Annotated in this window: 11 protein-coding genes; 7 read left to right on the top strand and 4 right to left on the bottom strand. The window is 68.3% G+C overall.

The window, feature by feature from the left end; translation table 11 throughout:
- The first annotated feature begins 8 nt into the window (after window positions 1–8).
- The 4 genes from ACFHYQ_RS06865 (at window position 9) to ACFHYQ_RS06850 (ending at window position 4,606) form a co-directional block, all read left to right on the top strand.
- Complete coding sequence (locus ACFHYQ_RS06865) at window positions 9–1,223, top strand: helix-turn-helix domain-containing protein (RefSeq protein ID WP_394300227.1); 1,215 nt, start codon at window positions 9–11, stop codon at window positions 1,221–1,223.
- Window positions 1,224–1,378: 155 nt separating this feature from the next.
- A complete protein-coding gene (locus tag ACFHYQ_RS06860; RefSeq protein WP_204013351.1) occupies window positions 1,379–1,639 on the top strand; it encodes a hypothetical protein in 261 nt (86 codons plus the stop codon).
- Window positions 1,636–2,151 (top strand): hypothetical protein, encoded by a 516-nt coding sequence (locus ACFHYQ_RS06855; protein WP_204013349.1) that lies wholly within the window; start codon window positions 1,636–1,638, stop codon window positions 2,149–2,151. The genes ACFHYQ_RS06860 and ACFHYQ_RS06855 overlap by 4 nt, the downstream gene beginning before the upstream one ends.
- Before the next feature lie 880 nt (window positions 2,152–3,031).
- A complete protein-coding gene (locus tag ACFHYQ_RS06850; protein WP_394300226.1) occupies window positions 3,032–4,606 on the top strand; it encodes a PEP-utilizing enzyme in 1,575 nt (524 codons plus the stop codon).
- A 44-nt stretch (window positions 4,607–4,650) separates the two neighbouring features.
- Here the strand turns inward: ACFHYQ_RS06850 and ACFHYQ_RS06845 are convergent, their stop codons facing one another.
- The 3 genes from ACFHYQ_RS06845 to ACFHYQ_RS06835 form a co-directional block, all read right to left on the bottom strand.
- On the bottom strand, window positions 4,651–6,048 hold the full coding sequence (locus ACFHYQ_RS06845) for a class II fumarate hydratase (protein ID WP_394300225.1): 1,398 nt from the start codon (window positions 6,046–6,048) through the stop codon (window positions 4,651–4,653).
- A 78-nt stretch (window positions 6,049–6,126) separates the two neighbouring features.
- The gene (locus ACFHYQ_RS06840) at window positions 6,127–8,133 is read right to left on the bottom strand and encodes a glycosyltransferase family 2 protein (RefSeq protein WP_394300224.1); all 2,007 of its coding nucleotides are present in this window, start codon (window positions 8,131–8,133) and stop codon (window positions 6,127–6,129) included.
- Window positions 8,134–8,478: 345 nt separating this feature from the next.
- Window positions 8,479–9,084 carry an aggregation-promoting factor C-terminal-like domain-containing protein gene (locus ACFHYQ_RS06835; protein ID WP_394300223.1) on the bottom strand — a complete coding sequence of 202 codons (606 nt, stop codon included), beginning with the start codon at window positions 9,082–9,084 and terminating at the stop codon, window positions 8,479–8,481.
- 418 nt (window positions 9,085–9,502) lie between these two features.
- Between ACFHYQ_RS06835 and ACFHYQ_RS06830 the strand changes: the two genes are divergently transcribed.
- From ACFHYQ_RS06830 to ACFHYQ_RS06820, 3 genes are read left to right on the top strand one after another with little or no spacing between them, the layout of a single operon-like run.
- Window positions 9,503–10,177, top strand: a complete 675-nt coding sequence (locus tag ACFHYQ_RS06830) for a response regulator (protein ID WP_394300222.1) — start codon at window positions 9,503–9,505, stop codon at window positions 10,175–10,177.
- Entirely contained in the window at window positions 10,174–11,619 is a 1,446-nt protein-coding gene (locus ACFHYQ_RS06825; RefSeq protein WP_394300221.1) for a sensor histidine kinase, read from the top strand. The genes ACFHYQ_RS06830 and ACFHYQ_RS06825 overlap by 4 nt, the downstream gene beginning before the upstream one ends.
- Window positions 11,616–12,179, top strand: coding sequence for a hypothetical protein (locus ACFHYQ_RS06820; RefSeq protein ID WP_394300220.1), 564 nt, complete (start codon window positions 11,616–11,618; stop codon window positions 12,177–12,179). Before ACFHYQ_RS06825 ends, ACFHYQ_RS06820 begins: the two co-directional genes overlap by 4 nt.
- 28 nt (window positions 12,180–12,207) lie before the next feature.
- Here the strand turns inward: ACFHYQ_RS06820 and phoH2 are convergent, their stop codons facing one another.
- Window positions 12,208–13,518 carry an RNA 5'-3' helicase PhoH2 gene (gene phoH2, locus ACFHYQ_RS06815; RefSeq protein WP_394300219.1) on the bottom strand — a complete coding sequence of 437 codons (1,311 nt, stop codon included), beginning with the start codon at window positions 13,516–13,518 and terminating at the stop codon, window positions 12,208–12,210.
- Between the last annotated feature and the right edge of the window lie 47 nt (window positions 13,519–13,565).

The following is a 13,565-nucleotide window of genomic DNA, read 5'->3' as shown; positions in this document are numbered from 1 at the left end:
GTGGTGACGTGGATGCCCGCAACGAGATCGGCCAGCGAATCGCCCGGGCGCGTCGCCGCCGCGGCCTCTCTCAGTCGGTCCTAGCTGGATTGATCGGTCGTTCAGAGAGCTGGCTCAGCCAGGTCGAGCGGGGCCAGAGATCTGTGGACAACCACTCGGTGATCAATGCTCTGGTGGGGGCCCTCGGCTTGACGGTTGACGAGCTCACGATGAGGAAGACGGAGGCGGCCACGCGCTACCAGGCGGCATCCGAGATCCGGCGGGCGATGATGGGCTATGACGGCCTTGCCTCATTGATCGACCCGCGCCATGTGGAAGGTGCGCCGGAAAGCCTCGCATGGCTTCGCCACGAGGTCCGTAAGGTCAACTGGCTCTACCAGGCCACGCGGTACGACGAGACAGGCAGGCGACTGCCGCGGCTTATCGTCGCGACCGAACTGGGCAGCCGTCACGCACCCGCCGCGCGACGAAGGGCATATCACACGCTCCGCGCGCTGACCTACCATTGCACTGCCACGACCTTGCGAAGGGTTGGGGAGGCCGAACTCGCCTGGATGGCCGCCGACCGCTCCCTGTCAGCCGCCCAAGACGCCGAACGATCGCTCCTAGCCGCCGTCAGCGCCTACCGGCTCGGTTATGTGTTCGTCCGGCTCGGCGAGGCGGATAAGGCGATGCACTTGGTCCAACGAGCGGCAGACGCCCTCGGACTTTCGACCAAGAAGTCGGACCCACGGGCCTTGTCGATCATCGGGGCGCTTCACCTGGGAGCCGTCACCGCTGCCGCCTCCCGATACGACCACGCGGCGGTGGCGTCCTTCCTGGCAAAGGCCCGCAATATCGCCGCAATCATCGGGGACGATCGCAACGACTTCTGGACGGCCTTCGGGCCAGCCAACGTCATCATCCACGAGGTGTCGGCAGCCGTGGAGTACGGCGACGCGCGACAGGCTATCAGCAGAGGCGAGAGTCTCAACATCGCCGTTCTCGCGCCCGGCCTGGTCGGGCGCCGCGCCCAAATCCATCTCGATATGGCGCGGGCGTACGCATTGCAGCGCAAAGACGCCGCCTCGGTCAACATGCTGCTCCAAGCTGAGCGGCTCTCCTCCCAGCTCGTGCGGTACGGCGCACGGCCTCGCGATCTGCTGACGCAGCTTCTCAAACGCGAGCATCGGGCGAGCACCCCCGAACTCCGGGGCCTGGCCCGCCGGGCCGGGATCACCTGACCCGCATTCCAGTACGGGTTCTTTACCTTCACAGCCGTACGGCACCCGCGTTCGCAAACTTCCTACGGTTCCCCTTGCTGTCATCAGCAGTTCCGCTGGCGGGAAGGGGAATCCAAGCGATGCCAGGCAACGTGACGGTCGGCAGGAGTGCCGCGGTGAGTGCTGAGACGTTCGGCTCTCCTGGTTCTGAGGCGGGGAGCGGCGGACAGAGCCGATCCGCCGACACGACGCCGCCCTGCCAGGAAGGGTGGAAGGTCTGGCACAGCGATGCCGGTCGGCTGTGGGCGACGCGCACACGCCCCTTCAGACCGGACGAGGAGCGGGCCGGGGCCTACCGAACCGTCGATGCCGACACCGACGAGCAGTTGGCCGCGCTGATCACCGAGCAAGAGCGTCGTGCGGAGTCGGTCCAGTGAGCCGACTGATGATCGGCCCACTGAGCGGCGAGATCCTCGGTCGACCCGGTCTGGAGGCGGGGGAACGGCGGGCGGAGGCGATCCAGTGCATCCTGGCCGGGACGACGATAGCCGAGGTGCGCACGGCGCTCGGTCTGGACGCCGCCGACGAGCGCGCGGTGGCCGATCATGTGCGGAAGGCGAGCCCGTGGATGGCGGTGGTCACGCTCGACCCCGGTGATCCCGACGACTGGGGCGACTGCCCCGGCATCTCCCCACATCCCGGCCCGCCGCTGCCGGGCCGTACCGAACTGTTCTGGTGCGGTGAGGTCCCCGGGCTGGGGCGGGTGGTGGAGCACACCTGCCTCTGCATCATGACCGAATACGAACTGCTTTCCTACGGCGGCACCTACCGCATCCGCCGCACCACCATCCCTCGGGCCGGGGTGCCGACGGTGTCGTTTACCGGCGGATGGCGGCGGCCGGAGGCCTACGAGTGGTGGTTCCGCCTGCTGACCGGGCAGGCCCGATGAGCCGCCCTGCCGGTTGTCGTTGGCCACGGCCGGCAGGGGCAGGCGGGCCACCCACCCGGCACCGAGGCTTGACGGCACGCACCGCATAACCCGGGTGCCTGCCTGCCTTCCCCGTCAGACTGGCAACAGGTAAGGAGAGTAGTGCTGATGAAATTGAGTGATCTTCTCGCCGGATACGGCACCGGGTGCTGCAAGGCGACCCAAGGTCGGCCGACATCAGAGCCGGCATCGCGTATGACTCGCGGCGTACCACTGGACGCCGTGGCCGCCACCCTCCGTGAACTTGTCCAACTCACCGGCCGGTCAGCGCTGGACGTGGAGTTCGCCGTCAGCGCAGGGCGGCTGTATCTACTCCAGGTCCGCCCCCTGTCAGGTGTCGCACGCGACCATTCCGACGTTGACGCCCGAGCGGCCGCCGAGATCGCCGAGGTCAAGGACTTCCTTCGGGTACGCAATCGTCCCCGTCATGGCCTCCACGGTTCCTACAGCGTTTACAGCAACATGGCGGACTGGAACCGTTCCTCAAGACTGTGTATGAATGACATTCACAGCCGCACGCCCCGAACGGTGCTGGGCGCACTGGTCGGCCGCTTTCGCAACCGGGCGGCGACGCGGATCACGTCCGCGGTCCAGTCCCGGAAGGGCGGCGTCCCTCACGACCCGCCCGCCGGAGAGCGGTCAAAGGGCGACGGGGAGGCCCTGAACCATCGCTCTGGTGGAGCAGGGGCCCCGCATACCCGGCACCACTTCCCGGCGTCACGGAACGTACAGGAATGGTAACCGAATGGCTGTGGGTGTGCAATCCGTACGGCAGGCCACACGAACACGGTGATGCACACTCATGCGATCTCACCTCCCAACAGTTGAGAACCCCGCTGAGATGATCGGCGCTCACCCCCGCCCCCTGGCGCTGTCCCTATACCAACGACTGATCACCCGTGACGTGTGGCGCGACGCGCGGCGGCGTCTCGGCTACCGCGACCCCGCCCCGCACCACCTCATGGTCACCCTGGCGGGCCGACCGTATGTGGACCTTCGGTCGGACTTCAACTCTTATCTCCCCGCAGACCTGGACGATCAGCTCTGCCATAAGCTGGTCGACTGCTACCTTGATCTGCTCAGTCGTCGCCCTGAGGCACATGACAAGGTCGAGTTCCTCATCTGTCCCAGCGCCCTGGCCTTCGATTTTCCGCAACACACTGACGCTCTGGCCGCCGCCGGGCTCACCCCTGGCGAGATCGACCAGCTACGCGCCAGCCTGTTGCGCCTGACCCGGAGCGTGGTGCTCGACCACGAAGGCCAGCTCGCCCGGATGCACCAGCGCATCAGTCAACTCCCTATCAGCCGTGCCCGTCTCCTGGCCCGCGCGCATGAAGAACATCCACTGTTCCTCGCCGATGCCCTGTTGGACGATGCGCTCCATCACGGCACCCTCCCGTTCGCCGTCGCCGTACGCGCCACGTTCATCGGCACCGCCCTGTGGCGATCCCTGCTTATCACCGGTGTCATCGACCGCGCTCAACACGATGCGTTTCTCGCCGGTATCCAGACCGTGGCCACCCGATTCGCCGGCGATCTGACGGCGTACCAGCGCGGCAAGATGCCTCACGAGGACTTCCTCGCCCGCTATGGACATCTCAGGCCAGGCACCTATGACATCACAACACCCAGTTACGCCTTGGCGCCCCACCTGTATCTTGACCGCTCCCGCGTCAGTCCAATGCGGCGACTCCCCTTCGCCGCGCAGAACCTTCCCGTCAGCACCATACGGGCCATCGACGCCCAGCTCACCCGCATCGGCCTTGACTTCACTGGCCAAGATCTATTGGATTTCATTCGCGTGACCCAGGCTCGCCGTGAGGCGTACAAGTTCGAGTTCACCGCGAACATCAGCCACGCGCTCGACTTCATTGCGGCCTTCGGCCGACGCCATGGACTGGACACCGAGTGCCTGTCCTATCTCACTGCGGAAGACCTGCTCGCCTACACCGATGCCACCATCACGATCCACGACATCGACCGGCTCCGGCATCTGGCAGAAGACCGACGGCGAACGTACACGGCCCAAGCCTGTGTGCACCTGCCCGACGTGATCATCAACACCCATGACATCGACATCATCACCAGTCAGCACACAGCGAACTTCATCACCGACCAGAAGGTCACAGCCCCCGCCGTCCACGTCACCCGGTCTCAGCCAGCCGGATCCATCGACCTGGCCGGGCGCATCGTCCTGACTACGAACGCCGATCCGGGCTTCGAGTACCTGTTCTGCCGGGGCATCGCCGGTCTCGTTACCCAATACGGCGGAATAGCCTCTCACATGTCGATCAGGTGCATGGAAACGGGCACCCCGGCGGCGATCGGGTGCGGGCCGGACACGTTCGCCCACCTGTCCCGCGCACACACCATCACCCTCGACTGCGCACAGCAATTGATCACCCCCGTAGGCTGAGGTCGGCCATGACCTGAGACCGGCCAGTGTGGATCCCCTCCCGCTCATGTGGGCCGGGGCCTGGTCATGGACAGCACATTGAGGATCTCGTCGAGTTGCTCCTCGGTCAGCGTGCCGTCGGCGACGTGACCTCGCTCAATCACAACCTCCTTGATCGTCTTCCGCTCGCGCAGCGCCTGCTTGGCGATTTCCGCCGCCTCCTCGTAGCCCACATAACGGTTCAACGGGGTGACGATGGCCGGCGACGACTCCGCGTACTCCCGCATCCGGTCCTCATTGGCCGTGACCCCGGCCACGCATCTGTCGGCGAGCAGCCGAGAGACGTTCGCCAGCAGCCGGATCGACTCCAGCAGGTTGCGCGCCATCACCGGCAGCATCACGTTGAGCTCGAACGCGCCGCCCGCCCCAGCCATGGTGATCGCCGCATCATTGCCCACCACCTGCGCGACCACCATCGTGACGGCCTCCGGGATCACCGGGTTGACCTTTCCCGGCATGATCGACGACCCCGGCTGGAGGTCGGGGAGGTTGATCTCGGCGAGCCCGGCGCGCGGCCCCGACCCCATCCACCGTAGATCATTAGCGATCTTGTTCATCGACACCGCGATCACCTTCAGCATCCCGGACAGCTCCACCAGGCCGTCTCGCGCGCCCTGCGCCTCGAAGTGGTCGCGCGCCTCGGTGAACGGCAGGCCGGTCGTGCGGCTCAGCTCCGCCACGACCGCCGCCGCCCAGTCTGGCCCCGGCACGTTGACGCCCGTGCCCACGGCCGTACCGCCCAGCGGCAGTTCGGCCAGGCGCGGCAGCGCCGCCTGGAGCCGTTCGATGCCCAGTTCGATCTGCGCGGCGTACCCGCCGAACTCCTGGCCCAGTGTGACGGGCGTCGCGTCCATCAGGTGGGTCCGGCCCGCCTTGACCACGTCGGCGAAATCGGAGGCCTTCTCCGCCAGCGTGGTCGCCAGGTGTTCGAGCGCGGGGGTGAGATCGTGCGTGACCGCCAACGTGGCCGCCACGTGAATCGAGGATGGGAACACATCGTTGGACGACTGGGCGGCGTTGACGTGATCGTTCGGGTGGACCGGGCGGCCGAGCCGTTCCTCGGCGAGCGTCGCGATCACCTCGTTGACGTTCATGTTGGACGAGGTGCCCGAGCCCGTCTGGAAGACGTCCACCGGGAACTGGTCGTCCCACCGCCCCTCGACGATCTCGCCGGCGGCGTCCCGTACGGCCCGGGCCAGCTCGGCGTCGATGACGCCGTAGTCGGCGTTGACCTTCGCGCAGGCGGCCTTGATCCGGGCGAGGGCGGCGATGTGCGCGGGTTCCAGTCCCCGGCCGGACACCGGGAAGTTCTCCACCGCCCGCTGGGTCTGCGCCCGCCACTTGGCGCGGGCGGGAACCCGCACCTCGCCCATGGAGTCATGTTCAACACGGAATTCGCCCATGAACCACTCCTATCAAGAGCCGACGCCGAGGACACCGACGCCCGGCCCGAATGGGGCACGACCCGAGGAAGGTCTGTCTCAGTGCCGACGGGTGGCGACCACCCGGCGAAGCCGTACCGCGAGCCGCCTGAGCTTCGACGGCGCGGCGCCGCGAACGTGCCCGGCGCGGAGCACGTCCACCTGACCTGCGCGGCTCACCGCCAGGCAGAACCGCAGGTCCGCCTCCTTCTGGTCGATCCGCAGGCTGGGCCGCCAGGCCCCGGGCCCGAGGCAGTCCTCACCCCCGACCCGGCTCACGGGCACCTTCGCGATGAGCTGGCCGGCGACCCGCCCCGGGATCCCGGGCTCGACGAGCGCGGGCACCGCCATGGTCCGGCCACGTCCGTCCTGCTCGTGGAGGACCAACTCCACCGTGGGCCCTCCGCTCGGCGGCACGTACGGCACGGGCACGACCACGAAGGCATGCCCGCCCTGCCGCGCCACCGCCGCCCTGGACGAGACCAGCGCGACGGACTCGGAGAACGAACCCGGTTGCACGCGGACGCCCAACTCGCCCCGTTCGGACCAGCATGGCGTCACCAACCTCCTGGGCTCGTCGGCGAGCACGCCCGCGCAGGTCATCACCGCGTCGGGGCGGGCGATCCGGGCGCGGCCGGGATGGACGCCGCGCATCCGCACGTGAACCTCCCACATGCCCGGCGGCAGCGGCCGACCCATGGCGGCCGACCCCACGTCGAGCCGCGCCTCCCCACTCGCCCAGACCCGCGCCCGGCCCTTGACCGAAGCACGCCCGACCGTGCTCGCCGCCGGAAGGAGGTACGTCACGCCGGTCTCGGGGTCGCGGATGTAGACCTCCATGCGGACCCTGCCCACCGCCCCGGTGACGTCCACGAGGTCGGGAGCGGTCAGCCCCTTGATCGGCGCCGGAGGCGTCCACAGCAGGCGGTCATCCTGCTCACGGAACCACATGGGGCCGCCGTCGGCCTGGAGGATCTCCACGCTCAGGTCGAGCACGAGCGTGCCGCGGTCCCAGCGCAGGTCCCGCAGCTCGGCGCTCAGCCGGGTGCCATGCGATGCCTCGGCGAGTTCGACGAGCGACTCCGGCCGGTCCTGGCGCAGCAGCGCCACCCGTGCCCGCGGACGCACCGGCAGATGCGCGTCGAGGTTCTCCGGGATCCGGTCCAGGGTCAGGCGCCGCAGGAACGAGAACAGGATCGCCCGCTCGTCCGGGGCGGCGGTGAGGAAGCGGGTCCCGCCGAGGCGGCGCAGCCCCAGCACGCGGTACCAGTGCGCGTAGATCCGGTCACGCTGCGCCCCCGGCTCGGTGTGTGCGTCGACGACGTCGAAGACCGCGTTGAGGCCTTCGAACAGCGCCTCGGCGTCCAGCGTCTCCTCCTCGGCGGGGTCCACGTGGCAGCAGACCTCTTCGGCGAGCACCGCGATCACCTTCGCCGACAGGTAGGCCCTGGTCGTGAAGAGCTGATCCGACAGCGGCCGGTCGAGGAAGCGCAGTTGCTGGGATTCCAGGAATTCACGACTGAGCAGCTTGTGCGCCGTCGGCAGCGCGAGGAGATGGTCGCGCAGGATGTCGGCACGCAACCGGTTCGCCGCGAAAGCCGACTGCGGCGGACGGTCGCGCGAGCCGTTGCGCGGGGCGTTGCCTGGGTCGCCGCGTAGGGCGTTGCGTGGGGCGTTGCGTGGGGCGTCGGCCAGCCTGCCGATCAGCACATCGGCGTCGGCGTCCACCGCCATGTCGTGCATCCGCTCCAGCGCGTACGGCTCCAGCCTGTCGCACTGGTTCATCAGGTAGACGTACTCGCCCCGCGCGACTGACAGTCCCACGTTGCGGCCCCGTACGGGCGAGCCGCTGTGATCGAGGTGCAGGACGCGGACGTTCGACCGGTGCTCGGCGACCGCGTCCAGCCGCCGCCGTGTCCCGTCCGTGGAACCGTCGTCCGCGAAGATCACCTCATAGTCTTCCGGCGGCAGCGACTGCTCCAGGAGCGAACGCACGCACGCGCCGAAGGCGTCGTTCTCGAGCCCGGGATTGGACACGGGCACTACCACGCTGACCTTCACACCCATGAGGCCAAGCGTGCAGTGCGGACCGCTGAGATCCTGTCAGCTTGCCGAAAGGACGAACAACCCTGACCAGAGTTTCGCGCGCCAGCCCATACCCCGTGATCTTGTAGTTTCTCGCAAGCCGTCCCCCTGACCTGCGTGAATCCCATTCGTGATCTTGTAGATAATCGCAGAAGTGCCATCTGACCTGCACTTTACATGTTCATGATCTTGCAGTCGTGAATGCAAGATCATGAACAGTGTTTTCGCTGCTCAGAGTACGCATCTGCAAGAAACTGCAAGATCATAAAATGTAAACAAGCTGGTGAGACGGGTCGCCTGCGAGAATTCGCAAGATCACGTCGGGGGTTAGTACCAGCCGACGCGCTGGGAGTGGGCCCAGGCTCCGCAGGGCGTCTTGTAGCGACCGGCGATGTAGCCGAGGCCCCATTTGATCTGGGTGGCGGCACTTGTCTGCCAGTCCGACCCGGCGCTGGCCATCTTGCTGCCGGGGAGCGCCTGGGGGATGCCGTACGCACCGCTGTAGCGGTTCATCGCCCGCTCGTTCCAGTGGCTCTCCCTGTCCCAGAGCTTCTCCAGGCAGCCCCACTCGCCGCCCCATCCGCGGGCCTCGACCAGTTGCCGGCCGAGCGCCTTGTTGCTGCCCGGGTCCGGAGTCGAGCCGGGCGGGAAGTCCGCCGGCTCGAATCCCCCTCCGCCCGGCGCCTTCGGCGCGATCTTCACGGGGTCGAGGCCGCCGTCGGTGTGCTCGCTCCGCAGTTCCTTCTGCCGTTGCTTTCTGAGCGCCTGTGCGGCCGCCGCCTTGAGCGCGTCGTTCTCCGGGTTGGGCGCATAGGGGTCGGCGGCCAGGAGGTCCTGGGGGGTGAGCGGCGTATGGGGGGCGTTGGCGTTCTCGATGGCCGTACGGACGAGGAAGACGGTGCCGCCGGTGACGCACGCGACCGTGAGACCCATGATGATCAGCCGTTTGGGGGTGAGCCAGCTCCCACCCGAGCCACTGGAACGTCCGCCACGGCCCAGGCCGTCGGAGCCGCCCCTCCGGCCTGCCGCACGCCGCGAACGGGCGCGAGACGGTCGGGTGGGTTCCTTCAGGCGCTGACCAGAGCTCACGGCCTATGAGCTTGCCCTGTCTTGGGAGGTGTCGCGACCCGAACCTGGTAACCGTTTGGTGTTTCCTTGACCCTGTCCCCGCCTTACATGGACTTTCGGGAAACTGTGAGATTCCTCACATCACCGGCACACGCCCCAGCTCCGGTCGTTGGCCACACTCCCGACAACAGCGTGGTCCATGTTCGTACCGTTGGTATACAGACTGCTTTACAAGTTCGGGACAACTTGGGAAAAACAACCCCAAGCGCACCATAATGACCGCGTGGCAGGCATCCTCCTGGTCGAAGACGACCCCTCGGTCCGAGCCGGGCTCGAGCTGGCGCTCACCCGGCAGGGGCACTCGATCACCGCGTACGCCACGGGCGAGGAGGCGCTCGAGCACATCCGGGCCCGGCGGCCCGAAATCGTCATCCTCGACGTCATGCTGCCGGGCATCGACGGCGTCGAGGTCTGCCGCCGGATCCGGCGGATCGACTCCTTGCCGGTCATCCTGCTCACCGCGCGGGGCGACGATCTCGACGTGGTCGTGGGCCTGGAGGCGGGCGCCGACGACTACGTCGTCAAACCGGTGGAACCGCGGGTCCTGGACGCCCGCATCCGGGCGGTGCTGCGCCGTCTGGAGTTCGCCTCCGCCGACCGGGTCAGCTTCGGCGACCTCGTGATCGACCGCGGGGCGCTCAAGGTGAGCCTGGCCGGACGGGAGGTCCACCTCACCCCGACCGAGCTGCGCCTACTGCTCGAACTCGTCCGCCATCCCGGCCAGGTGCTGAGCCGGCGTTACCTACTGCGCGCGGTGTGGGATCACACGCACGTGGGCGACTCGCGGCTGGTGGACGCCTGCGTCCAACGGGTACGCGCCAAGATCGAGCCCGTACCGGCCGATCCCGTCTTCATCCACACCGCACGCGGCTTCGGATACCGCTTCAGCCCGCCGTGACCTGGCTGCCGACCGGTCTCCGCGCCCGATTGGTGATCACTTTCACCCTGGTGGCGGTCACGGCCTCCTTCATGGTCGCGGGGCTCGGATATCAGCTCGTCCGGCGCGAGATCCTCGACCGGGCCGAGCGCGTCGCCGTGGCCGGGGTGCGTGAGACGCTCTCCAAGACCACGCTGGTCGGCATCGGCGACGTCGTATGGCCGGACGGGCCCTCCGTGACCGGCGACGACCTGGCCGATCTGGTGTCCGCGCTGGCGGTCCCCGACCGTACGGCGATCATCACCTACGGCGCCCTGCGCCGCTCAAGCCCCGGCGCCCGGTTCACCATGGCCGACATGCCCGGCCCTTTGATCATGCAGGCCACCCAGCGGATGGCCCACCAGCGGGTCCGGCTGCGGAACGAACCCTGGTTGATCATCGCCACCCAGCTCCAGCGGACCGGCCACAGCGGGGTCCCGTGGCCGACCGGGCTGACGGCCTACGTGTTCGTGCCGCTGGCCGACGAGGAGGGCACGCTGCTGCGTCTGCGCACGGCCCTCGCCCAGGCCGGGGGCATCACGCTGACCATCGCGCTGACCGTGGCGCTGCTGTCGGCGCGGGGAGTGCTGCGCCCGGTGCGCAGGCTGGGCGAGGCCGCCAGGGCGCTGGGAGCCGGTGACCTGCGTGTGCGACTTCCCGTACGGGGCGCGGACGAGTTGGCGGAACTGACCGCGACGTTCAACGAGACCGCCGCGGCGCTGGAACAGACCGTCTCGGAACTACGGACGCTGGAGTCGATGTCGAGACGGTTCGTCGCCGACGTCTCCCACGAGCTGCGCACTCCGCTGACCGCCATGACCGCGGTGACCGGGATGCTCGCCGAGGACGCCGACGATCTCCCTGACGACGTCGGCGAGGCCGTACGTATCATCATCCGCGAGACCAACCGGCTGCGCGTGATGGTCGAGCACCTGATCGAGATCAGCCGCTTCGACGCCGGCGCGGCGGTGCTCCGGCGGGAGACCGTGAACGTGGGCGACACGCTGGCCGACTGCCTCGAGGTTCGGGGCTGGACCGACCGGGTGCAGCTCACCGTGCCCGCCGGTCTCGCCTTCTCTCTGGACGCTCGGAGGTTCGACGTGATCGTGGCCAACCTGGCCGGGAACGCGCTGCGCCACGGCGCACCCCCGGTGCTGGTGAACGCCCGCCTCGTGCGGAGCACGCTGGAGATCACGATACGCGATCACGGCGCCGGCATCCCCGAAGAGGCGCTCCCCCACGTGTTCGACCGTTTCTTCAAGGCCGGAGCCGGCCGATCCAGGAGCGACGGCAGCGGACTCGGGCTGGCCATCGCCAAGGCCAACACGGAGCTGCACGACGGCACGATCACGGTGGAGCGATGCGACCCCGGCACGCGTTTCACGGTACGGATACCCCGGCCGCCGAGACCGGTCGTCACATGAGGCGCCTGCGCACCCGGCGGCGTGCCGTCGCCGCCCTGCTCTCGGCACTGCTCACAGCGCCGGTGGCCGCCTGCGGCGTGGAGCCCACGGAAGTCATCGACGCGGGGCCCGCACCCGTGATCAGCAACATGCCCGCCGCCGCCACGATCTACCTGATCCGCGACGGCCGGCTGTGGCCGATGACGGTCGCCACGGAGTCGCCGCAGCCGACCGATGTCATGACGGCCCTGTTCAAAGCGGAACGGCGAATGCCGAAACGCGCGGCCACGGCGCTGTCCGGCCTCACGCTGACGCAGGTCCAGCTCGTGCGCAGCACCCCGGACCCGGACCGTCGCAACGACCCGGACATCATCTACAGCCTGCACATGCGGGTGACCGTGAGCGGCTGGAAGATCTCCAGGATGGCGATGGCCCAGATCACCTGTACGGCTCGGCTCCGGCCGGAGATCTGGGCCGTGGAGATCGTGCACGCCACTCCCGAGAGCACGGGCCGGCCGAAGACCCACACCTGCCGGGAGTTCTGGGATCTGAGCCCCAGGGCCGGCCGCCTTCCACCGTGACGGCCGCCCCGGGGCCGGATGTTACGGATCAGACCGTGATGTCCTCCAGCATCTCGGTCACCAGCGCGGCGATCGGCGACCGCTCGGACCTGGTCAGCGTGATGTGCGCGAAGAGCGGGTGGCCCTTCAGCTTCTCCACCACCGCGACCACACCGTCGTGGCGCCCCACGCGCAGGTTGTCACGCTGGGCGACATCGTGGGTGAGCACGACCCGGGAGTTGGCCCCGATCCGGGACAGCACGGTCAGCAGCACCCCGCGCTCCAGAGATTGGGCCTCGTCCACGATGACGAACGCGTCGTGCAGGGACCGGCCGCGGATGTGGGTCAGCGGGAGCACCTCCAGCATCCCGCGGTCCATGACCTCCTCGATGACCTCCGGACTGGTCACCGCGCCCAGGGTGTCGTAGACGGCCTGCGCCCACGGGCCCATCTTGTCGTTCTCCGTGCCGGGCAGGTAGCCGAGCTCCTGACCGCCGACGGCGAACAGCGGGCGGAAGACGATGACCTTGCGGTGCTGGCGTCGCTCGAGCACGGCCTCCAGTCCGGCGCACAGTGCGAGCGCCGACTTGCCTGTGCCGGCCCGCCCGCCCAGGGACACGATCCCGACCTCGGGATCCATGAGCAGGTCGAGCGCGATCCGCTGCTCGGCCGACCGGCCATGCACGCCGAAGACCTCCCGGTCGCCGCGCACCAGCCGTACGGACTTGTCCGGCAGGACACGGCCGAGCGCGGAACCGCGGCTGGCCAGCAGCCGCAGCCCCGTGTGACAGGGTAGGTCGCGGGCCTCATCCAGCTCGACCGTGCCGTTCTCGAACAGCGCCGCCAGATCCTCGCCGGTGACCTGTAGCTCGGCCATGCCCGTCCAGCCGGACTCGACGACCATTCCCGCGCGGTACTCCTCCGCGGCGAGGCCGATGGAGGCGGCCTTGACCCGCATCGGGAGATCCTTCGAAACCAGCACCACATCCCGGCCTTCGACCGCCAGGTTCTGCGCGACCGTGAGAATGCGGGTGTCGTTGTCGCCCAGGCGGAATCCCGCCGGGAGGATCGACGGATCACTATGGTTGAGCTCGACCCGGATGGTCCCATCGCCGATCGGCATGGGCTCGTCCAGGCGTCCGTATCGCACCCGCATGTCATCGAGGAAACGGAGAGCCTCACGCGCGAAATACCCCAGTTCGGGGTGATGGCGCTTGGCCTCCAACTCAGTGATGACGACGATCGGGATGACGACCTCGTGCTCGTCGAAGCGGTTCATCGCCGCCGGGTCGGCGAGCAGGACCGAGGTGTCCAGAACGTAGGTGCGAGATGCGGACGGATTGCTCGAGGACACTGCCACGCGTTCTCCCCCGGGCGCCAGAGAGCGCCCTGCCTTGACTGGTGGTG

Source organism: Sphaerimonospora cavernae, from assembly GCF_042435035.1.
Lineage (GTDB): Bacteria > Actinomycetota > Actinomycetes > Streptosporangiales > Streptosporangiaceae > Sphaerimonospora > Sphaerimonospora cavernae.
Note: the sequence above shows the minus strand (reverse complement) of the source record. Positions and strands in the feature narration are given on the sequence as shown.

Excerpts from the sequence above, each read along its gene's own strand:
- ACFHYQ_RS06820 (WP_394300220.1), top strand. The coding sequence starts at position 11,616 with ATGAGGCGCCTGCGCACCCGGCGGCGTGCCGTCGCCGCCCTGCTCTCG.
- ACFHYQ_RS06850 (WP_394300226.1), top strand. The coding sequence starts at position 3,032 with ATGATCGGCGCTCACCCCCGCCCCCTGGCGCTGTCCCTATACCAACGA.
- ACFHYQ_RS06840 (WP_394300224.1), bottom strand. The coding sequence starts at position 8,133 with ATGGGTGTGAAGGTCAGCGTGGTAGTGCCCGTGTCCAATCCCGGGCTC.
- ACFHYQ_RS06845 (WP_394300225.1), bottom strand. The coding sequence starts at position 6,048 with ATGGGCGAATTCCGTGTTGAACATGACTCCATGGGCGAGGTGCGGGTT.
- ACFHYQ_RS06835 (WP_394300223.1), bottom strand. The coding sequence starts at position 9,084 with ATGGGTCTCACGGTCGCGTGCGTCACCGGCGGCACCGTCTTCCTCGTC.